The sequence below is a fragment of the Acinetobacter sp. AL9 genome, assembly GCF_041464035.1.
Lineage (GTDB): Bacteria > Pseudomonadota > Gammaproteobacteria > Pseudomonadales > Moraxellaceae > Acinetobacter > Acinetobacter towneri.
In genome coordinates this window covers 1-20,745 of sequence record NZ_JAYFSK010000042.1, presented here as the reverse complement: position 1 = coordinate 20,745, position 20,745 = coordinate 1, and the positions used below count along the sequence as shown (strand labels likewise).

Sequence of the window (20,745 nt, the reverse complement as noted above, 5' to 3'; positions counted from 1 at the left end):
GCAACAGGAGGTGTTGCTGAATATATATCCATGTTCATGGATTAAGTCCCCACTTGTTTTTAGGTGGGAACTAAATTAAGGCTTATAGGATCGCTTGGTAAGGCTGTGTTAGCCGGATGCTTACTTTGGTATTGCTTTGTTGCATAAATATGTAAGCATCTGATTTAAATAAATTTAATTTTGTATCAAAAAATAATCAAAACTTTTAAATCATATAGTTATGAAATCTTTGTGCGACAAAGCCGTTCAAGTAGTTTTTGCATCTAGGGAAATGATTTTTTATTGTTGAACAAGCTGTATAAACAGCTGATTCAAATAAAAAAAATACGCAATGATTGGGGTGATCATTGCGTATGAAAACGAATCTGCTTTCACAGCTTCGATAACGGAGAAATGTTATGAAATTAGGATTACTCCTAAAGCATGTAAGTATACTAAACTGAGAAGAAATACTAATCCGCAGTATTCAGGTTACGTGATGTTAAATCACGTAAGTAATAAGTGTTTTTTGTGAATCACGTCATCTTATGTTGATTTTTCACTCAAATAAAAAGTCTCTTATTCATGTGAATAAGAGACTTTAAAATATTTGTATCTACAAAATGCTTAGAAGCGGAATACACCCAAGCCAGCTTTCACTTCATCTAAAGTTTGCTGGGTAATATCACGGCATTTGTCGGTGCCTGTTTTCAAAATATCCATAATGTAGTCAGGATCTTTAGCAAGTTCGATACGACGTTCACGGATCGGCCCAATCAATTCTTTTAGAATGCCTTCCAAACGCTTTTTCACCGTACCATCGCCCAAACCACCACGACGATAATGCGCTTTCAGTTCTTCAAGTTCTTCTTTGTTGGTATCGAAGGCATCTAAATAAGTAAATACTACGTTGCCTTCAACCTGACCTGGGTCTTCGATACGCAGGTGATTTGGGTCGGTGTACATTGCATTGACAGCTTTTTTAATGTCTTTGTCTGTGGCATCTAACACAATGGTATTGCCCAGTGATTTTGACATTTTCGCTTTACCATCAAAACCAGGTAAACGTCCGACATTTGACAACAATGCCTGACATTCAGGTAGCAAGTCATGACCAATTTGACGATTCACCCGACGCACAATTTCATTGGTCTGTTCAATCATTGGAATTTGGTCTTCACCTACAGGAACGACCGTTGCTTTAAATGCAGTAATATCGGCTGCTTGAGCTACAGGGTAGCACAGGAAACCTGCAGGAATATCACGCTCAAAACCACGCATCTGAATTTCAGATTTAATGGTTGGGTTACGCTCCAAACGTGCCACAGTCACGAAGTTTAAATACAACATGGTGAGTTCGTTTAATGCAGGCAGGCAAGATTGCACGCAAATGGTGGTTTTTGTTGGATCAATCCCCACCGCTAAATAATCGGTTGCTACCTCAATAATATTACGACGGACTTTTTCAAAGTTATCGGCATTGTCAGTTAAGGCTTGAGCATCGGCAAGTAACAGATGTTGATGATGTGAGTCTTGTAAACCTACACGTGAACGTAAAGAACCCACAAAGTGACCTAAATGTAGTTGTCCAGTTGGACGATCGCCTGTCAAAATCACAGGACGATTATCTTGATTACTCATTTTTTATTCCAAGTCGTATCTACGACATCTATGTACCGATGAATTGCTACATTGTAAGGCATAACAATTTTCAATGTCACTTCCTTAAGTGAGTTGAATAGAATTTGCTGTAAAAAATTTTGCTGTAAAAATTAATGAAGTAAATACAGACCCTATATAAATTCAGTTTTAAAATAACTTGAAAATCATATAAGGATAACAACGCAATGGCGAGCAGCTTATTACTTTTATTAGATGACATTGCAACAGTTTTAGATGATGTGGCAGTTATGAGCAAAATGGCTGCAAAAAAAACCGCAGGGGTTTTGGGCGATGATTTGGCGTTGAATGCGCAGCAAGTCAGTGGTGTACGTGCAGAGCGTGAGTTGCCTGTGGTATGGCGTGTGGCTAAAGGTTCATTCATCAATAAGCTAATTTTAGTACCGCTCGCGTTATTAATTAGTGTCGTTGCGCCGTGGTTAATCAATCCTTTATTGGTGGTTGGTGGTCTATTTTTAAGTTATGAAGGTGTGGAAAAAATCATGCACACCTTACAACACAAAAAAGCCCAAACGGCTAAAGAAGCGCAACTTGAGCTAATTCAAACTGAGCAAGACCTTGCGGCTTATGAAACCGAAAAAATTAAAGGTGCTGTGCGTACTGACTTTATTTTATCGGCGGAAATTGTGGTGATTTCTTTGGGGACTGTGGCTGCGGCAGGCTTTCTAACCAAAGTGACAGTATTAAGTTTAATTGCGATTGCCATGACGGTGGGTGTCTATGGGTTCGTTGCGTTAATTGTCAAAATTGATGACATTGGTTTATACCTCACAGAACAAGCTGCCAATTTTAAACAACGTATTGGGAGTGGTTTACTGGCATTTGCTCCAATTTTAATGAAGACTTTATCTGTGGTGGGTACTGCAGCGATGTTCTTGGTTGGTGGAGGAATTATCAATCATGCTATTCCTTTTGTGCACCATTTCACAGAAGATACGGTAGAGTATGTACAAGACATTCCAACGATGGGCAGTATTGTAGGTTCAGTCACGCCAATGTTGATGAACCTTGTCGTGGGTATTTTGGCAGGCATCTTGGTGGTGATTGTGGTCGCACTTGTTCAAAAAGTGTGGTCAAAGTCTAAATCGGCTTAATCTATTATCAGAGTTTAAGAGAAGGATAAGAATAATGCGTTGGAAAGATCGTCGAGTTAGCACGAATGTAGAAGACCGCCGTGGTGGCGGTGGAGCAAAAGCGGGCGGTATCAGTATTTTGGGCTTAGTGGTGGCCTTTGTTGCATGGAAGTTCTTTGGCATCGATCCGCAATCGGCTTATCAAGCGACCAAGCAAGTCACCTCACATGCGCAAAGTGCTGAAACTAAAGGTTTAGATAATCCAACTCCTGAACAACAAGAGGCGATGGAGTTTGTGGGCACTGTTTTGGCCGATACAGAAGATACGTGGTCACAAGTGTTTCAGCAGCAGTTAAATAGCCAATATATACCACCTAAACTGGTGTTATTTACAGGTGTGGTCAATTCTGGCTGTGGTACGGCACAATCGGCAATGGGGCCATTTTATTGTCCTGCCGATCAAAAAGTATATATTGATACTTCATTCTTCCAAGCCATGCGTCAGCAAATGGGCATTGGTGGTGAACAAAATCAGACTGAATTAAGCCGAAATGATCAGGCGGGCGATTTTGCTCAAGCCTATGTGGTGGCGCATGAAGTTGGGCATCATATTCAGACCATTTTAGGGATTTCAGAACAAGTGCATAAAGCACGTCAGCAAGTCAGCGAAGTACAGGGTAATCAGCTTTCGGTACGTCAGGAATTACAAGCGGACTGTTTATCGGGAGTGTGGGCGCATCATAACCATCAACGTACTCAATTCCTCGAACAAGGTGATATTGAAGAAGCAATGGATGCGGCACATAAAATTGGCGATGACTATTTACAAAAACGTGCACGTGGGCAAGTCGTGCCTGATAGCTTTACGCATGGTACTAGTGCACAGCGCGTACAATGGTTCCAGACTGGCTTAAAATCAGGCTTGATCAGTGATTGTGATACATTCAATGCCGCAATTTAACTGACTTAAAAATCAAGTTTTATAAACAAAAGGAGTGCTGCCAGTCGCTCCTTTTTTATAGGCTAAATGAATGCGAGTGGATAGATGCAAACAACGTTAAGCCGTAAACCGAGTGATGAATTAGCACACATGATTTTGAACGTGGTGTGTTTGATTCCAGCAGGTCAGGTTGCGACCTATGGGCAAGTGGCACGCCTAGCGGGTCTGCCCAAACATGCACGTTTGGTCGGTTATGTCCTCAGGCATTTATCGGCAGAACATACTGTGCCGTGGCATCGGGTGATTAATGCGCAAGGAAAAATTAGCCTAAGCAAACTAAACGCCCAAGGAGAAAATATACAAACTTTAAAATTACAGGAAGAAGGGATTGTGGTAATTGCAGAGAAGGTGAATTTAAAACAATACCAATGGCAGAATTAAACTGAGCTGCTAAATCGAGCGTTTAATATTGAGATATGGTGATACTGAGAAAATTTGCTGAATGCAATGCTGCAAATAAAATTTCAGACAAACAGTGAGATCAGAATGAGAGAAGAGAGTTCCTCACTTCCGTAGAAATGAGGAACACGCAATCTTATTGACGTACAACTAGTACAGGTGTAGTGCCTTCGCTTAGGATGCTTTGCGCAACACTACCTAAGAATAATTTTTTCAAGCCAGTACGACCATGTGAACCAATCACGATAAGGTCAGCATTTAAGTCTTTTGCAGCATTGGTAATTTCGCGTGCAATTACTTGACCTTCAAGTAGTTTAGTTTCAGCTTCAACACCTTGTTCAGTGAATTTTTGCTTTGCTTCTTCTAAAGTTTTTACGATAGAAGCGCGAGCGCGTTCAATCAAGTCATTGGTTTGGTTTGCAGTGATGTATTCTGCAGCAATATACGGGTCAAGTGTAAGTACTTGTACCACAGTGATTTTACTACCAAATGCTTTTGCAAGTTCAGCAGCTTTTGCAACAGCGGCAAAAGAAGTTTCAGAACCGTCCACTGGTACGAGGATGTTTTGGTAAGCCATGAGTGTTTCTCCTTATTGTAATTTCAATACTTTAATAAAATATTCGCTCTGAGTCCTGTCTTATCTTACGCTGAATTCATATAGAATAAAACCCAGTAATTTCATAAAGATAATTGAGTGCTGTAAGTCCTTATTTCACCTTAATTTAGCATGAAATTATGAAGCTGTGCTTTCAATTCAACTAAAGTTTTAGTCATTTTTTGTTTGCGTGTTTGTCAAAAAATCGATCAGTTGATTGACATCATTACTCTGCAATTGTTCGCGGATTTGCAGTAAATATTTTTCATCAAAATCATACAGTTTTAGCGCCAAAAGTTGAGCAATCTCTGTTTCACTAAAGCGGTATTTAATTACTTTGGCAGGCACACCTGCCACAATAGCGTAAGGCGGTACATCTTGCGTAACCACTGCACCTGTCGCCACAATTGCACCTTCGCCTAGTTCAACACCTTGCATAATCATGGCGCGACTGCCAATCCAGCAGCCATCGCCAATTGTGGTATCACCTGCCGCAACAAAACTGCGAGTATCAAACGGAAAAGCCGAAACCCAGTCACTGCGATGCAATTGATTGCCACCCATCATAATCACGCATTCCGCACCAAAACAGACAAAATTGCCAATATGTAATTGATCAATTGGCTTGTCTGCTGTTGCAGGTTTGTCATGTAAATAACGCACCACACAACGTTCAAAACCCTGATCCCAATAGGCTGAATAATAAGAGTAATTGCCTTTGATGTGGATGTTGGGGTTTTTCACAGTTTTGGAGATGAACTCAAATTCGCACCAGTGTTTAACAGGGGAATTAATCAGCGTTTCGGACATGGTTTTTTCGTGTGGAGAGATGAGGGGATTATATCTGAAATTTTGAACCTCTCCCTAGCCCTTTCCTAGAAGGAGAGGGAATGTTCAAAATATTAGTTGACCACTACACTTTAGTGATTTGAAAGCTTAAAGTATCTATCTTAAAAAATTCCACAAATACATAAAAACATTTTTAACACTGTTTGGAAATAAGAATCCCCAAATAGCAAAAAAGAGTGATGATGCCAATACGATACTGACAGGACTGGTTTGTGTATTGATAAAGAGTCCCCAGACTGGAATTAAAATCAGTCCTAACACAGCCCCAGAAAGCGCATAAACAAATGCATGAATGATGCGATTTTCCATCTTATTATCCTCTATTTTTATCGCAGTATAATCTATAAGCTCGGCTGTATGATTTATAGGCAATAAAAAACCCCTCAAAGAGGGGCATCGCGTGTAGTCATCTTTATTAAAACTTAAAGATATTCTACATTCACAATTTCATATTCCACTTCGCCTTGCGGAGTGACAATTTTGGCTTCATCGCCTTCATTTTTGCCCAACAAACCGCGTGCAATAGGCGAATTCACTGAAATTTTATTGATTTTAAAATCAGCTTCATCATCACCTACAATTTTGTAGGTTTTTTGCTCTTCGGTGTCTAGGTTTTCAATGGTCACAGTCACACCAAAAACCACACGTCCGTTTTGTTCCAATTCTTTAACATCAATTACTTGGCAAGCGCCTAATTTACCTTCGATGTCTTGGATACGACCTTCGCAGAAACCTTGCTGTTCACGTGCGGCATGGTATTCAGCATTTTCTTTTAAATCGCCATGTTCACGCGCTTCTGCAATCGCTGCAGTAATACGTGGACGTTCAACCGATTTAAGTTGTTGTAATTCTTGCTCTAAAGCGTGTTTACCTTCAGGCGTCATAGGATAACGTTGCATGTTGTCCCTCTTTAAAAATATTGAAGTCTATAAATGAAAAAAGCCCGCCACCCGAAAGGTGACGGGACTTTATTGAAATGTATTAACCTACAGTAAGATCTTGCAGGCGATATACATCCATTGGTAATTTAATCGCTAAGGCTTGGCATACAGCATCTGCGCCATTCAAGGTCGTGGTGTAATACACTTTACCTTGCAATGCAGAACGACGGATTGAGAATGAATCCTGCTGAGCTTGTTTGCCTTCAGAAGTATTGATGATGAGGTGAATCTCACCATTTTTCAAGCGGTCTACAATGTGTGGGCGACCTTCAGTCACTTTATTCACACGTTCACACTCAATACCTGCATCGGTGATGACTTTATGCGTACCACCCGTTGCAACAAGTTTGAAGCCAAAATCAGCCAATTGTTTTGCAATACGCGCCACATGCGGTTTATCTGACTCACGTACAGATAAAAATGCATGTTTCACTTCGCCTTCAGTTGGGATTCCTGGTAAGCGATCATTCGAGCCTAACACAGCTTTATAGAATGCTTCACCAAAAGTTTTGCCCACACCCATCACTTCACCTGTAGATTTCATCTCAGGCCCAAGCACAGGGTCTACACCAGGGAACTTGTTGAATGGGAACACAGCTTCTTTCACAGAGAAGTGTTGCGGAATAATTTCTTTAGTAAAGCCTTGTGCTTCTAAAGATTGACCTGCCATACAACGTGCTGCAACTTTAGCCAATGATTCGCCAATACACTTAGAAACGAACGGAACAGTACGTGATGCACGTGGGTTCACTTCCAAGATATAAACGTCATTGCCTTTCACTGCAAACTGTACGTTCATTAGACCAATAACGCCCAACTCTTTTGCCATTGCAACAGTTTGACGACGCATTTCGTCCTGTACTTCATCTGACAATGAGTAAGGTGGAATAGAACATGCTGAGTCACCAGAGTGAATACCCGCTTGTTCGATGTGCTGCATAATACCGCCAATCACCACATCTTTACCGTCAGATACGCAGTCTACGTCAACTTCAATCGCATCATCCAAGAAACGGTCTAACAGTACAGGTGCATCGTTAGATGCTTGAACTGCATCACGCAAGTAGCGTTTCAATTCTTCTTCGTTATACACGATTTCCATTGCACGACCACCCAATACATAAGATGGACGAACAACGAGCGGGTAACCCACTTTCGCTGCTTCTGCGATACCTTCTTCAGCAGATTTTACAATGCTGTTGTTAGGCTGACGCAATTGCAGACGTTGAATCATTTGCTGGAAACGCTCACGGTCTTCTGCACGGTCAATTGCATCTGGTGATGTACCAATAATTGGCGCACCTGCCTCTTCTAAAGCGCGTGCCAATTTCAATGGAGTTTGACCACCGTACTGTACGATAATGCCTTTTGGCTTTTCAGTACGTACGATTTCAAGTACATCTTCCAAAGTAATTGGTTCAAAGTACAAACGGTCTGAAGTGTCGTAATCGGTAGATACTGTTTCAGGGTTACAGTTCACCATGATGGTCTCAAAACCATCTTCACGCATTGCAAGCGCAGCGTGTACACAGCAGTAATCGAATTCGATACCTTGACCGATACGGTTTGGACCACCGCCAATCACCATGATCTTGTCTTTCGCTGAAGGATTCGACTCACACTCTTCATCGTAAGTTGAATACATATATGCTGTGTCAGATTCAAACTCTGCAGCACAGGTATCTACACGTTTATAAACTGGGGTTACGCCCAAGTTCCAACGGTGTTTACGGAATTGCTTTTGTGAAATTCCCATCAAGTTCGCAATACGTAGGTCAGATAAACCTTTACGTTTGAACGAACGGATGTTGTCAGCGTTTAGATCACCAAAACCTAAAGTTTTGATTTCATTTTCAGTGTTCACGATGTCTTGAATTTGAATTAAGAACCAACGGTCAATTTTGGTCGCTTCAAAAACTTCGTCCAAGCTAAAGCCATGACGGAATGCGTCAGCCACGTACCAAATACGCTCAGGGCCTGGAACTTTTAATTCAACTAAAATTTTGTCGCGTGCGCCTTCAGCACCCACTTCAATTTGTTCGTCAAAACCACACGCACCAGTTTCTAAACCACGAAGCGCTTTATTTACAGACTCTTGGAAATTACGGCCAATTGCCATGACTTCACCTACAGATTTCATCTGTGTGGTTAAAGTCGCGTCTGCTTGCGGGAACTTTTCAAAGTTGAAACGTGGAACTTTAGTGACAACGTAGTCAATTGATGGTTCAAATGCCGCAGGAGTGGTACCGCCTGTGATGTCATTTTTCAGTTCATCAAGGGTATAACCCACAGCCAATTTCGCTGCAACTTTTGCAATTGGGAAACCAGTGGCTTTAGATGCAAGTGCAGATGAACGAGATACACGTGGGTTCATCTCAATCACAACCATACGACCAGTATTCGGGCAAATACCGAACTGAACGTTAGAACCACCTGTTTCTACACCAATTTCACGAAGTACCGCTAAAGATGCATTACGCATCAATTGGTATTCTTTGTCCGTCAAAGTTTGCGCAGGAGCAACGGTGATTGAGTCACCAGTGTGCACGCCCATTGGGTCAAAGTTTTCGATTGAACATACGATGATACAGTTGTCGTTTTTATCACGTACAACTTCCATCTCATATTCTTTCCAACCAATAAGTGATTCATCAATCAATAATTGTTTGGTTGGAGAAAGATCGAAACCGCGTTCACAGATTTCAAGGAATTCTTCTTTGTTATATGCGATACCGCCACCAGAACCACCCATGGTGAATGATGGACGAATAATCACAGGGAAGCCAAAGCGAGATTGAATCTCAAGTGCTTCTTCCATAGATTCAGCAATTGCTGCTTTTGGACACTCAAGACCAATTTTGCGCATTGCTTCATCAAACAATTTACGGTCTTCGGCTTTTTCAATCGCGTCTTTGGTTGCACCAATTAATTCAACATTGTATTTGGCTAAAATACCGTTGGCATCTAATGCAAGCGCACAGTTCAATGCAGTTTGACCACCCATGGTCGGAAGTACTGCATCTGGACGTTCTTTTTCAATGATTGCTGCAACAGTCTGCCAAGTGATTGGCTCGATATAAGTTGCATCTGCCATTGCAGGGTCAGTCATGATGGTCGCAGGGTTCGAGTTTACCAAAATAACGCGGTAACCTTCTTCACGCAGCGCTTTACATGCTTGAGCACCAGAATAGTCAAACTCACAAGCCTGACCAATAACAATAGGACCAGCACCAATAATTAAGATGCTTTTAATATCCGTACGTTTAGGCATTATTTCGCTCCTTAATTACTTCTTAGCGGCTTCAATAAGTTCGATGAAATGATCGAACAAGAGTGCGCAGTCATGTGGACCTGAACTTGCTTCTGGGTGACCTTGGAAGCTAAATGCAGGCTTGTCTGTACGATGAATACCTTGGTTTGTGCCATCGAACAATGAACGATGCGTTGAACATACATTGCTTGGTAAGGTGCTTTCATCTACCGCGAAGCCGTGGTTCTGAGAAGTAATCATCACTGTACCAGTTTCTAAGTTCTGTACAGGATGGTTTGCGCCGTGGTGACCGTGCGGCATTTTCATTGTTTTTGCACCTGATGCAAGTGCAAGAATTTGGTGACCTAAACAGATACCAAATACAGGAGTATTCGTGGTTTCTACAATTGTTTTTACAGCTTCAATTGCGTAGTCACATGCAGCAGGATCGCCAGGGCCATTTGACAAGAAAATGCCATCTGGGTTTAACGCAAGGACTTTTTCAGCAGGGGTTTGTGCAGGAACAACGGTTAATTTGCAACCGCGGTCTGCGAGCATACGCAGGATGTTGGTTTTGACACCGTAATCGTATGCAACCACATGATATTTAAGTTCAGGTTGAGTAAAGCCTTTGCCAAGTTCCCATGAACCTTCAGTCCATTCAAAACCTTCAGGGTCGCAGCATACTTTTGCAAGATCTAAGCCGTTTAAGCCGCCAAATGCACGTGCTTTTGCAATTGCTTCTTCTTCAGTGATATTTTCACCAGCAAGAATACAACCGTTTTGCGCACCTTTGGAACGTAAAATACGGGTCAATTTACGGGTATCAATATCGGCAATTGCAACAACATTGTGTTGTTGTAAGTATTCGCCTAAAGATTGAGTAGAACGGAAGTTACTGTGTAATAAAGGCAAATCACGGATAATTAAACCGTTTGCCCATACTTTATGAATTCGACCTGACTCAACATCTTCATCATTGCAACCAGTGTTCCCAATATGTGGGTAAGTTAAAGTCACAAGTTGTTGTGCATAACTCGGGTCGGTCAAAATTTCTTGATAGCCAGTCATGGCAGTGTTAAAAACGACTTCACCAGTCGTGCTTCCCGTTGCACCGATAGACGTACCTTTAAAGATTGTACCGTCGGCGAGGGCTAAAATGGCGGGGGTGCTCAAACCAAAGCTCCTGAACTAAAACCACAAAAATAGGGCTGTAAAAAAGCGAGTAGACGAAAAAAAAGGAAGGTCAATATTTAAACCTACCCTCCTATGTCTGCTCGCTTGAACTTAACATTGCATTATACGCATGAACTCGCCAAAAGTCCATTGTGAATCTAACGAATATGTAAGATAAAAGACTTGCTTTTTTTGCTAGGTTTATGTTTTAGCGTGTAGTCCAAATGTAAGCAATCTACGATTGTTAGACAATCCAAAACCCATTTGAGTCTAAATTGCCTTATGCTTAATTTATAAACAACAACGACCTTGGGTAAAAGCGAATGACTGAACAAGATAAATCAGCCACTGAACCACAAAACAGTGCAATCAAAGCAGTAAGTGAAGGCGCTGAAAGGCTTGAAAAAGTAACGCATGATGCCAAAGAGCAGGTGCTTGATGTAGTTGCGGAAACGCAAGAAAAACTTCAAGCCGAAGCAAAACAACTCAATGCCAGCGTGCAAGAGCAATTGGGTCAGTTAAAACAAGATGTGTTGCAAAAAATTGAAGCTTTAAAAGCACAATTTGGTAGTTCACCTAAAGATTTAGGCGAATTAAAAGACTTTGTAAAAACTGAATTTAGCGCAATTATTGAAGATCTTTCTAAACTTGGTAAAGAGTTGAAAGAAGATGTCAGCAGCATTTCAGTAAAACACAAAGATCAATTGGCTGAAACTTTTAAGCGTTCTAAAGAGCACACACTAGAAGCGTGGAAAAAAGTAAATCCATCAAAAACTGAAACTAATGATGAAACTGATCAAGCATAATCCAGTTTAATCTGTTGCTGATTCAGCCATAAAAAAAAGTGAGGTCATGCGCCTCACTTTTTTATTTAAATTTCTTGCTCAAACCAAAAACTAGTTGTTTCAATCTAAACTACTATTAATCACAGTTAGAACTGATGTAGCCAATCGCGCTTATTGTGAAAATCGGCGGCAGGGCTGCTGTGTTGCATGGCATAAAATTGCTCGCCTTGACTGGTTTTGAGCACAGCCGTCAGCCCAATAAACAAATCTGTCCATTTCAGTTTATGTTTCAGCATAAATTCGGTTAAATCCAAACTGACATTTAAACCGTAATGCGTACGTTTTAGCTGATTCAACTCAATATCATAAGCGGCCACAGGTGGCATTTGCTCAGGATAACGATATTCTTCAAAGGCATAGGCTTGCCAAGCTTGAGAAGGGGAGAGATTGATTTCACGATAAAAATCTTCGCCCTGAACGCCAATGAAAATTTCAAAGCAGGTCTGTTCCCACAAAAAGTCCTGACGCGGATGTGAAGCCACCAATGCAGGCCATTCGACCCATTGATTCGGATCACGCAGCCAATAACCTACATTTAAGCTAAACGGACTTTGTTGTTCAATTGCACCGACCAAAGAAATCGCTTGAAACTGACGATCAAAGGCGCTGAGTTCGTAACTTGCCATATAAGCTTAGTTAGACAAATGAGCGTGACGAACTAAATTTGACAACTTGGCATTTTGTTTTGCTGCTTTTTTATAAAGTAAAGCAATTTTACCAATTGTTTGTACCACTTCAGAACCTGTTGCTGCAGCAATTTCAGTAATTACAGCTGCACGTACTTCACGGTCTTCACCACCAATTTTAACTTTAATCAATTCGTGATCGTTTAAAGCACGGTTGGTTTCTTCAATTACATTTTCAGTCAAACCTTGACCGCCAACCATCACTACAGGGTTAAGTGCATGACCAATTTGACGTAAACGCTTGCGTTCCTGAATAGAGAGAGCCGCCATAAAGATAACCTAATTTTAAAAACGGCTTAGTATAACAAAAGCCAATTTGAAACGCTGTAAATTCTATGCAAATAATCCGCGATCTTGCAGCAGTACAAAAATATCAAAATTGAACATTTGCTTAGGTTTATCCATTAGTGATGAGAGAGGTTTTTTATGCCACAGTACAGAAATAAGCGATGGATTTAATAGAAAAAACTTGTTAGTTATTGGCATTTAGATACAGATGTCTACTGCAAGCTTGCTAATTTTCACGTACAATCGCAATTTAGATGGCTATTCGTTACTAAGAGAGTTATGGCAACACGCATTACCAACCAAAAGTTATCCAAAAGTAGTCGTGCGTGGATGAGAGAGCACCTAGATGATCCCTTTGTGAAAAGAGCGCAAAAAGAAGGGTATCGTGCACGTGCTGCATACAAACTACTTGAGATTCAAGAAAAATATAAACTGATCAAACCGGGCATGACGGTGGTGGACTTGGGAGCAGCACCAGGCAGTTGGTCGCAAATCGCAGGGAAACTTGTCGGCGACAAAGGTTTGGTGATCGCTTCCGATATTTTGGAAATGGACGCATTACCAGATGTGACCTTTTTACAAGGTGACTTCCGCGAAGAAGAAGTGTTCGAAAAATTGTTAAATATTTTAAACGGACGCACGGTAGACGTTGTAATTTCCGATATGGCCCCCAATACATCAGGTAATAAAGCTGTAGATCAACCGCGTCAAATTTACTTATGCGAGTTGGCGCTCGATTTTGCCAACCGTGTATTGGGACCCAATGGCCAGTTTGTGGTCAAAGTGTTCCAAGGTTCGGGGTTTGACGAATTTCGTAAACAGGTCGTGGACAGTTTTGATGTTCTAAAGACAGCAAAACCCGCTGCTTCACGGGCGCGTTCCAAAGAAGTATTCCTTATTGGACAAGGACGTAAAAAAGCGTCTAAATAAAGTTTACTTGCCAAGCCGTTAAAAATTGTGCATTTTGTACGTTTTTAATGAATTGTCTAGCTGATCTTCAGCTTTTTGAATGAAAGGTCACCCAGTAACGGGCATGATCAAATTAGATTGATATGGGAATAAAGCTTTGAGCGATCTCTTCAAGAATGCCGTATTGTGGCTGATTATACTTGGTGTGCTGATTCTAATTTTCAGCAACATCAATAACAGTGAAAAGCCAACTGCAATGAACTATTCAGAGTTCGTTACAGCGGTGAATGCTGGTCAAATTAAGCAAGTCACAATTGATGGCGAAAGAATTAGTGGCGAAAAAGTCAACGGCTCGTCCTTTGAAAGCATTCGTCCAGCAGTTCAAGACCCTGAACTGATGCCGAATCTGATTAAAAACAACGTTGTTGTTGAAGGTACTGCACCTCAACGTCAAGGTTTGTTAATGCAACTATTGATCGCAAGTTTCCCTGTACTTTTAATCATTTTGTTATTCATGTTCTTTATGCGCAACATGGGTGGCGGTGCAGGTGGTAAAAACGGCCCGATGAGCTTTGGTAAATCTAAAGCCAAAATGTTGTCTGAAGACCAAATTAAAGTCACATTTGCCGATGTAGCAGGTTGTGACGAAGCAAAACAAGAAGTGGTTGAAATTGTAGATTTCTTAAAAGACCCTGCTAAATTCAAGCGTTTAGGTGCAACTATTCCTAAAGGTGTGTTGATGGTAGGTCCACCGGGTACAGGTAAAACCTTATTGGCCAAAGCCATTGCAGGCGAAGCCAAAGTTCCATTCTTCAGCATTTCTGGTTCTGACTTCGTTGAAATGTTCGTGGGTGTAGGTGCTTCTCGTGTTCGTGATATGTTTGAGCAAGCTAAACGCCATGCACCATGTATCATCTTTATTGATGAGATTGATGCGGTAGGTCGTCACCGTGGTTCAGGTACAGGTGGTGGTCACGATGAACGTGAGCAAACACTTAACCAAATGCTTGTTGAAATGGATGGTTTTGAAGGCAATGAAGGCATTATTGTTATCGCTGCGACAAACCGTGCCGATGTACTGGATAAAGCTTTATTGCGTCCAGGTCGTTTTGACCGTCAAGTAATGGTTGGCTTGCCAGACATTAAAGGTCGTGAGCAAATTCTGAATGTTCACTTGAAAAAACTGCCTTCAGTTACAGGTGTAGATGTCAAAGTCTTGGCACGTGGTACACCAGGCTTCTCTGGTGCGCAATTGGCGAACCTTGTGAATGAAGCTGCATTGTTTGCTGCCCGTCGTAATAAAAATACGGTGGATATGCACGACTTTGAAGATGCTAAAGATAAGTTGTATATGGGCCCTGAACGTAAGTCGATGGTGCTGCGTGAAGAAGAACGTCGTGCAACGGCTTATCATGAAGCAGGTCATGCGATTGTTGCTGAAATGCTGCCGGGTACAGACCCTGTGCATAAAGTAACGATTATGCCGCGTGGCTGGGCATTGGGTGTGACATGGCAATTGCCTGAACATGACCAAACTAGCCATTATAAAGACAAAATGCTGAACGACTTGTCTATCTTGTTTGGTGGTCGTATTGCAGAAGAAGTCTTTATTAATCAAATGTCGACAGGTGCATCGAATGACTTTGAGCGTGCGACTAAATTAGCACGTGCGATGGTGACCAAATACGGTATGTCTGACAAGTTAGGCGTAATGGTCTATGAAGACGATACACAACAATCATTCATGGGTAGTTTAGGCAGCCGTACCATTTCTGAAGCCACCCAGCAACAAGTGGATGCTGAAGTTCGTCGTATTATTGATGAGCAATATAAAGTTGCCCGCGATATTTTGGAAAATAACCAAGACATTGCCCACGCAATGGTAAAAGCATTGTTGGAATGGGAAACCATTGATCGTGACCAAATCCGTGACATTATGGAAGGTCGTGAGCCACAGCCACCGAAGGTGTATATTGCAGACAATCCTGTGATTGATGTAACACCAACCGATGGTCCAAGCACACCGCCACCATTACCAGCGAGCTAATCAGTTCACATAATGTTAAAAAGAGTCTTTGTATAAAGGCTCTTTTTTTATTCGTGTGGTTTATGCGCCGTTGCAACAGGAATATTGGTAATGTTGAAGCGCACTGAAAAGAATTCAACATCTTTAAAATTACCCTTGTTAAAATAAGCTTTTCAAATTGAAAGGAAGACCAGCATGCAGCTGATGCCATTACCCAAGCGCGTATTGCAATGTGGACGTTTGCGTTTAGATTTATCTCAGCCGCATGTGATGGGAATTCTAAATGTGACACCAGACTCGTTTAGTGATGGTGGGCGACATAATGAAAAAGATGCTGCTGTGGCGCGTGCTTTGGAAATGATGGCAGAAGGTGCAACCGTGATTGATATTGGCGGCGAATCAACACGTCCAGGAGCTAGTCCTGTGAGTGTAGAAGAAGAAATTCGTCGTGTGGTTCCTGTGGTAGAAGCCTTATCTGCTTATGATGTGGTACTTTCGATTGATACGTCACAGCCCGAAGTGATTCGTGCTGCCGTAGCTGCAGGGGCGCATATCTGGAATGATGTACGTGCGCTGACCCGCCCCAATGCGTTGCACACAGCCGCTGAGTTAAATATTCCCGTGATTATTATGCACATGCGTGGTGAACCGACTACCATGAACAATTTAGATCAATATGATGATGTCACAGCAGATGTGATTGCAGAATTGCAGCAACGTGTCGCTGATGCTTTGGCGGAAGGGGTCAAGCCTGAAAATATCATGATTGATCCGGGTTTTGGTTTTGCTAAAAATGCACAACAGAACTTGAAATTGTTAAATGAGTTGTATCAACTGAATGGTATGGGGTATCCAATTTTATCGGCATTGTCTCGTAAACGCTTTATTGGTGAAGCTTTGGGTGGGGCAGAGCCAACACAGCGTGCAGTTGGTTCTGTAGCGGCACATTTACTCAGTATTCAGCAAGGTGCTTGTATGGTGCGTGCGCATGATGTTAAGGCTATGTCTGATGCCATTAAAGTCTGGCAAGCAATGCTGTTAGCAAATTAATCGCTGTTTATAGATTTGGGGCGAAGCTAGAATTAAAGCCCTGCTTATGCTATATAGGCACGCTTGAATCTCTGTATTTTTGAGTGCCTGTATGTTTGCAGATTTACTTCTCCCGATGTTTGATGATGAATTTTATCCTGATATTTTAGTTGCTGAGTTAAAACAACTGATTCAACAGTTTGCAAAACACGTGTCTAAATCCAATTTATCTGAAACGGATATTTATCATTTTGCTGATCAGACCGTGCAAGCCATCAATAAAATGAAACCACAATTTGAAGATCTGGATTCAGATTTGGACGATACCGCAGCAGATTATATTGCTGAGGCGATGATGATGGTGCTGCAAGATCAAGGCTATTTCGAGATTGAAATGGAAGAGTTGATTGCAACGAGAGAGTGGTGATAGGTCACTCTCTTTCAGCTTTAATTTATGGGTGATTCAATAAATCATCTAAAACATCATCCAAATGGCAACTTTGCTGTGTATGTAGTTCTGCAGTTTCCCGAACATTCAACGTATATAGCCCATTATGTTCATTCGGCTGTGCAATTAAATTGACCCAAAACTTTGTATTTTGTTGCAGCAAAGTTTTGAGTTGCTTTTCTTCTTCAGGATTTTGGAAATTTAATAAATATAAATTGTTGCCTAAGCTGCAACGACGTAATTGTAATTCTTGATTTTTATATTGCAATGTTCCTGCAAAAACATCATAAAATTCTGCATCAGTTTCAATTGGGTTTACGGATTCGGTTGCTGACTCAAGGCTGGGATTTTGTGCATGGCTTGCAAAACTGAGCAAGCAGCATAAACAGATCACCCATTTGAAAGAGAAGATAAAGCGTTGTAGAGACATTTCAAATCATCGGCACATAAGTGTTATCGTTTTCAATATTATATTTTTTAGGCATAAAAAAACCAGCTTAATGCTGGAGTTCTTTATTTGCACCATTTGAATGATTTGATTCATAAAAATGGTGCCCGAGGCCAGACTCGAACTGGCACGCTTTGAGGGCGGGGGATTTTAAATCCCCTGTGTCTACCGATTTCACCACTCGGGCATGTGCGCAATAATAGAGGACGAAATAAATCTTGGCAAGTAAATTTATTTACAATTGCTTTCTTTTCAATCAATTCAACTTATTAGCTTGAAAAAAGTTCGGTTTGCAGTATATTTCTGCTGTTTGTCATCAATATTTCATGAATTTGAGATCAAAGCGAAATCATAAATTTCTATGTTGAGCGCTCAAGAAAAATAAAAGGAATATTCATGAACATTCGCTTAACTCGCCGAGAGCTGATTCAAAAAAGTTTGGCTGGTTTTGGGGCGTTGTCATTGCCAGTCGCATTAACTGCATGTGGTGATGACAATGAAAATACAGCAGAAAATGCATTAAAGGTGCAGTTTTTGCATGGTGTCGCCAGTGGTGATCCGCTGCATGATCGTATCATTTTATGGACACGTGTAACGCCAAGTGACATGGCAGCATGCATTGAAGTGGTTTGGGAAATTGCCAGCGATGAGGCGTTTAAGAAATTGGTAAATACTGGCAAAGTACAAACCAGCGCAGCGCAAGATTTTACTGTTAAAGTGGACGCAGATCGTTTACAGGCAGGGACTAAATATTATTACCGTTTCCGCTTTGGTAATACGGTTTCTGCTATAGGACAGACCAAAACCTTGCCACAACGCAGCGATCAAGTGAAATTTGCGGTCTGTTCTTGCTCGAACTATCCCGCAGGTTATTTTCATGTGTATAAAGAAATGGCACAGGAAAACAATCTGGATGTGATTATTCACTTGGGTGATTATATTTATGAATATGGACAAGGTGGCTACGCGACTGACGATGCAAAACAGTTAGGACGTACCTTTGCTGCAGACAATGATAAAGAAATTATCAAGTTAGATGATTATCGTAAACGTTATGCTTTATATCGTACCGATGCTGATTTGCAGACTGCTCACCAACGCCATCCATTTATTGTCATTTGGGATGACCATGAACTCAGTAATGATACTTGGGAAGCGGGTGCAGATAATCATCAAGAAGGTGAAGGCAGCTTTATAGAACGTAAAATTGCGGCATTACAGGCTTATTTCGAGTGGATGCCAATTCGTCCAGTTGCAGAAAATGATCATTTGAATATTTATCGCCAGTTTGATTTTGGTGGTTTGGTGAATTTGATGATGCTGGATACGCGTATTTTGGCGCGTCATAAGCAATTAGATTATGCTAACTATATGACGGCAGAAGGTATTGATGCTGCTAAATTTCAGGCAGATTTATTTAGTGATCAACGCACATTGATGGGTGGAGTTCAACGAGAATGGTTGCAAAAGCAGTTGGGGCAGTCTAAGGCTACTTGGAATGTTTTGGCTAAACAAGTGTTGATGGCGAAAATGCTGATTCCACAAGAACTGTTATTGCCTTTAGCGAAAATCACCAATGGTGATCAGCAACCTGAAACACTTGCACAAATGAAGCAGAAAATTACAGAATTGGTCACGCTGAAATTGCGTTTAAAAGCGAATGATCCAACTTTGACAGCAGTAGATAAGGCACGTTTGTATGCGGTTGCACCTTATAACCTCGATGCTTGGGATGGTTATGCCTACGAGCGAGAAGTTGTGTATGGGACATTGCAGCAACTTGGGAAAAAAGCAGTGGTGTTGGCAGGTGATACTCACAATGCTTGGGCTGCAACCTTGCATACACATGAAACAAATCATGAGGTTGGGTTGGAATTCGCGACCAGCTCGGTATCATCGCCCGGAATTGAGTATTACTTAAACGTGCCTGCAGACGAAATGGCAGCGTTGGAATATGCCTTTCAAGAACTGATTGATGAACTGGATTATTGCAACTTAAATCAACGTGGTTATTTAACGGTGACTTTTGATCGTGCGCAAGTGGTTGCAGATTGGAAGTTTATAGATACGGTTAAGGCACGTGAATACAAACTCGATGATACGCGTGGTCATCAACAGAAGTATGGTGTAGACTTAAAACCAATCATTGATGTCGCTAAAACTGCTTAAAATCAGTCTGATATTTACAGAAAACCGAGCCTAAGTTGCTCGGTTTTTTGATAATCTTTCTGATGTTTGGCGTGATGTTTTAATCGAGTTTATCTTGAATATAACTATCTAAATCTATGTACTTAATCCTTTTACATAAATTGTGTTCAGCCTGCATCAGTTGTTGATGTAACTGAATTGCATGTTGATATTGCTGATTCAATTGGGCAAAACGAGGGCTATTTTTATTGGAAAAATACATCCGATATTGAATTTTAGCAGCTTGACGATATGACCAATACGCAGCACGGCGAAATTGCGTTAAGCAATATTTTTGTTCAAGGCTTATGTGGTCACGGAACATATTCTCTTTATAGAAACGTACAAAACCAAAACTGATGCAGAAAAAGAATAAAATCCCTTGCAGAATTGCACTCTGAAAATAGGCGAAATTTACCGCTTGTAGCAGAATCAATACTGCTATTTTTATGGTGGCATGTTGCTGTAGTTGATACCACGATGCCGAACTGTGTTTAATTTGATACAACACATAAGGTAGAAGCAGCATAAAACCTAACATGATGGCTAAAATCGCCAATGCCTTGGCTTGAAAGGCATCGTACTGTGGTGCAAAGTTTTGAATCCCGTGCGCCAGACTGATTGAAATAGGAATAAAAATCAGGCAGGCCAAGACCCATGGAATCATTTCTTTCCAATCATCCAGCATGCCTTTGCTTTGAATAAAACCATAAAACAAAATATTTCTTTTAAATGCAGCAGGGTATTGTTGTTGCAATTGCTGCAAATCAAGAAGCGCTTGTTTAGGGTTCATAGAGGCATCATTGAATATGGCGGATTCAAGCGGCAAGTGCAACAGTATAAAAACCAGCCATAACTTCACTCGGTGTATACCAACCTAGTGTTTTTCTAGGACGATGGTTGAGTGCAAATTCTATCTGCTCTATTTGTTCGTTTG

Annotated in this window: 20 protein-coding genes, 1 tRNA gene and 1 pseudogene; 9 read left to right on the top strand and 13 right to left on the bottom strand. The window is 41.2% G+C overall.

All coding sequences use genetic code 11. From position 1 onward, the window contains the following. Positions 1–606 precede the first annotated feature (606 nt). Positions 607–1,620, bottom strand: a complete 1,014-nt coding sequence (gene trpS, locus ACEO2X_RS10050) for a tryptophan--tRNA ligase (RefSeq protein WP_004972183.1) — start codon at positions 1,618–1,620, stop codon at positions 607–609. Positions 1,621–1,826: 206 nt separating this feature from the next. Between trpS and ACEO2X_RS10045 the strand changes: the two genes are divergently transcribed. From ACEO2X_RS10045 to ACEO2X_RS10035, 3 genes are all read left to right on the top strand, one after another. Further along, entirely contained in the window at positions 1,827–2,753 is a 927-nt protein-coding gene (locus ACEO2X_RS10045; protein ID WP_004972181.1) for a DUF808 domain-containing protein, read from the top strand. A 34-nt stretch (positions 2,754–2,787) separates the two neighbouring features. Beyond that, a complete protein-coding gene (locus tag ACEO2X_RS10040) occupies positions 2,788–3,693 on the top strand; it encodes a neutral zinc metallopeptidase (protein ID WP_371971966.1) in 906 nt (301 codons plus the stop codon). Between the two features lie 84 nt (positions 3,694–3,777). Beyond that, a complete protein-coding gene (locus tag ACEO2X_RS10035) occupies positions 3,778–4,113 on the top strand; it encodes an MGMT family protein (protein ID WP_004972177.1) in 336 nt (111 codons plus the stop codon). Positions 4,114–4,267: 154 nt separating this feature from the next. Here ACEO2X_RS10035 and ACEO2X_RS10030 read toward each other — a convergent pair whose 3' ends face one another. The 6 genes from ACEO2X_RS10030 to carA all read right to left on the bottom strand — a co-directional run bounded on the left by ACEO2X_RS10030 (position 4,268) and on the right by carA (position 10,942). Next, a complete protein-coding gene (locus ACEO2X_RS10030; protein WP_004972175.1) occupies positions 4,268–4,708 on the bottom strand; it encodes a universal stress protein in 441 nt (146 codons plus the stop codon). Positions 4,709–4,897: 189 nt separating this feature from the next. Then, positions 4,898–5,536: a CatB-related O-acetyltransferase gene (locus ACEO2X_RS10025; protein ID WP_180072213.1), complete on the bottom strand. Its 639-nt coding sequence runs from the start codon at positions 5,534–5,536 to the stop codon at positions 4,898–4,900. Positions 5,537–5,671: 135 nt separating this feature from the next. Continuing rightward, entirely contained in the window at positions 5,672–5,884 is a 213-nt protein-coding gene (locus ACEO2X_RS10020; protein WP_004972171.1) for a hypothetical protein, read from the bottom strand. Positions 5,885–5,997: 113 nt separating this feature from the next. Further along, complete coding sequence (gene greA / locus ACEO2X_RS10015; RefSeq protein ID WP_004972169.1) at positions 5,998–6,474, bottom strand: transcription elongation factor GreA; 477 nt, start codon at positions 6,472–6,474, stop codon at positions 5,998–6,000. Between the two features lie 82 nt (positions 6,475–6,556). After that, positions 6,557–9,787: a carbamoyl-phosphate synthase large subunit gene (gene carB, locus ACEO2X_RS10010; protein WP_004972166.1), complete on the bottom strand. Its 3,231-nt coding sequence runs from the start codon at positions 9,785–9,787 to the stop codon at positions 6,557–6,559. A gap of 15 nt (positions 9,788–9,802) precedes the next feature. After that, entirely contained in the window at positions 9,803–10,942 is a 1,140-nt protein-coding gene (carA, locus tag ACEO2X_RS10005; protein WP_154320968.1) for a glutamine-hydrolyzing carbamoyl-phosphate synthase small subunit, read from the bottom strand. A gap of 323 nt (positions 10,943–11,265) precedes the next feature. Between carA and ACEO2X_RS10000 the strand changes: the two genes are divergently transcribed. Beyond that, a complete protein-coding gene (locus tag ACEO2X_RS10000; protein ID WP_167845852.1) occupies positions 11,266–11,748 on the top strand; it encodes a hypothetical protein in 483 nt (160 codons plus the stop codon). Between the two features lie 125 nt (positions 11,749–11,873). On the opposite strand, the gene ACEO2X_RS09995 is transcribed toward ACEO2X_RS10000, so the two are convergent. Together ACEO2X_RS09995 and yhbY are read right to left on the bottom strand one after the other, a co-directional pair. Then, positions 11,874–12,413 carry a DOMON-like domain-containing protein gene (locus ACEO2X_RS09995; RefSeq protein ID WP_019836762.1) on the bottom strand — a complete coding sequence of 180 codons (540 nt, stop codon included), beginning with the start codon at positions 12,411–12,413 and terminating at the stop codon, positions 11,874–11,876. A gap of 6 nt (positions 12,414–12,419) precedes the next feature. Further along, positions 12,420–12,743 (bottom strand): ribosome assembly RNA-binding protein YhbY, encoded by a 324-nt coding sequence (gene yhbY, locus ACEO2X_RS09990; RefSeq protein ID WP_004972158.1) that lies wholly within the window; start codon positions 12,741–12,743, stop codon positions 12,420–12,422. 297 nt (positions 12,744–13,040) lie between these two features. Between yhbY and rlmE the strand changes: the two genes are divergently transcribed. The 4 genes from rlmE (at position 13,041) to ACEO2X_RS09970 (ending at position 17,152) form a co-directional block, all read left to right on the top strand. Further along, entirely contained in the window at positions 13,041–13,691 is a 651-nt protein-coding gene (gene rlmE, locus ACEO2X_RS09985) for a 23S rRNA (uridine(2552)-2'-O)-methyltransferase RlmE (RefSeq protein WP_004972157.1), read from the top strand. Positions 13,692–13,827: 136 nt separating this feature from the next. Continuing rightward, positions 13,828–15,717 carry an ATP-dependent zinc metalloprotease FtsH gene (gene ftsH, locus ACEO2X_RS09980; RefSeq protein WP_004972155.1) on the top strand — a complete coding sequence of 630 codons (1,890 nt, stop codon included), beginning with the start codon at positions 13,828–13,830 and terminating at the stop codon, positions 15,715–15,717. 174 nt (positions 15,718–15,891) lie between these two features. Further along, complete coding sequence (gene folP / locus ACEO2X_RS09975; protein ID WP_207973931.1) at positions 15,892–16,746, top strand: dihydropteroate synthase; 855 nt, start codon at positions 15,892–15,894, stop codon at positions 16,744–16,746. A 91-nt stretch (positions 16,747–16,837) separates the two neighbouring features. Beyond that, on the top strand, positions 16,838–17,152 hold the full coding sequence (locus tag ACEO2X_RS09970; protein ID WP_131260668.1) for a DUF5713 family protein: 315 nt from the start codon (positions 16,838–16,840) through the stop codon (positions 17,150–17,152). A gap of 25 nt (positions 17,153–17,177) precedes the next feature. Here the strand turns inward: ACEO2X_RS09970 and ACEO2X_RS09965 are convergent, their stop codons facing one another. Next, complete coding sequence (locus ACEO2X_RS09965; RefSeq protein WP_371971961.1) at positions 17,178–17,603, bottom strand: hypothetical protein; 426 nt, start codon at positions 17,601–17,603, stop codon at positions 17,178–17,180. 119 nt (positions 17,604–17,722) lie between these two features. Continuing rightward, positions 17,723–17,808: transfer RNA gene (locus ACEO2X_RS09960), tRNA-Leu, on the bottom strand. Positions 17,809–18,017: 209 nt separating this feature from the next. Here ACEO2X_RS09960 and ACEO2X_RS09955 point away from each other — a divergent pair. After that, a complete protein-coding gene (locus ACEO2X_RS09955) occupies positions 18,018–19,790 on the top strand; it encodes an alkaline phosphatase (protein ID WP_371971960.1) in 1,773 nt (590 codons plus the stop codon). 79 nt (positions 19,791–19,869) lie between these two features. Here the strand turns inward: ACEO2X_RS09955 and ACEO2X_RS09950 are convergent, their stop codons facing one another. Together ACEO2X_RS09950 and ACEO2X_RS09945 are read right to left on the bottom strand one after the other, a co-directional pair. Then, positions 19,870–20,601, bottom strand: coding sequence for a hypothetical protein (locus ACEO2X_RS09950; protein ID WP_178318547.1), 732 nt, complete (start codon positions 20,599–20,601; stop codon positions 19,870–19,872). Positions 20,602–20,626: 25 nt separating this feature from the next. After that, positions 20,627–20,745: pseudogene (locus tag ACEO2X_RS09945) on the bottom strand (IS30 family transposase); the annotation flags it as partial.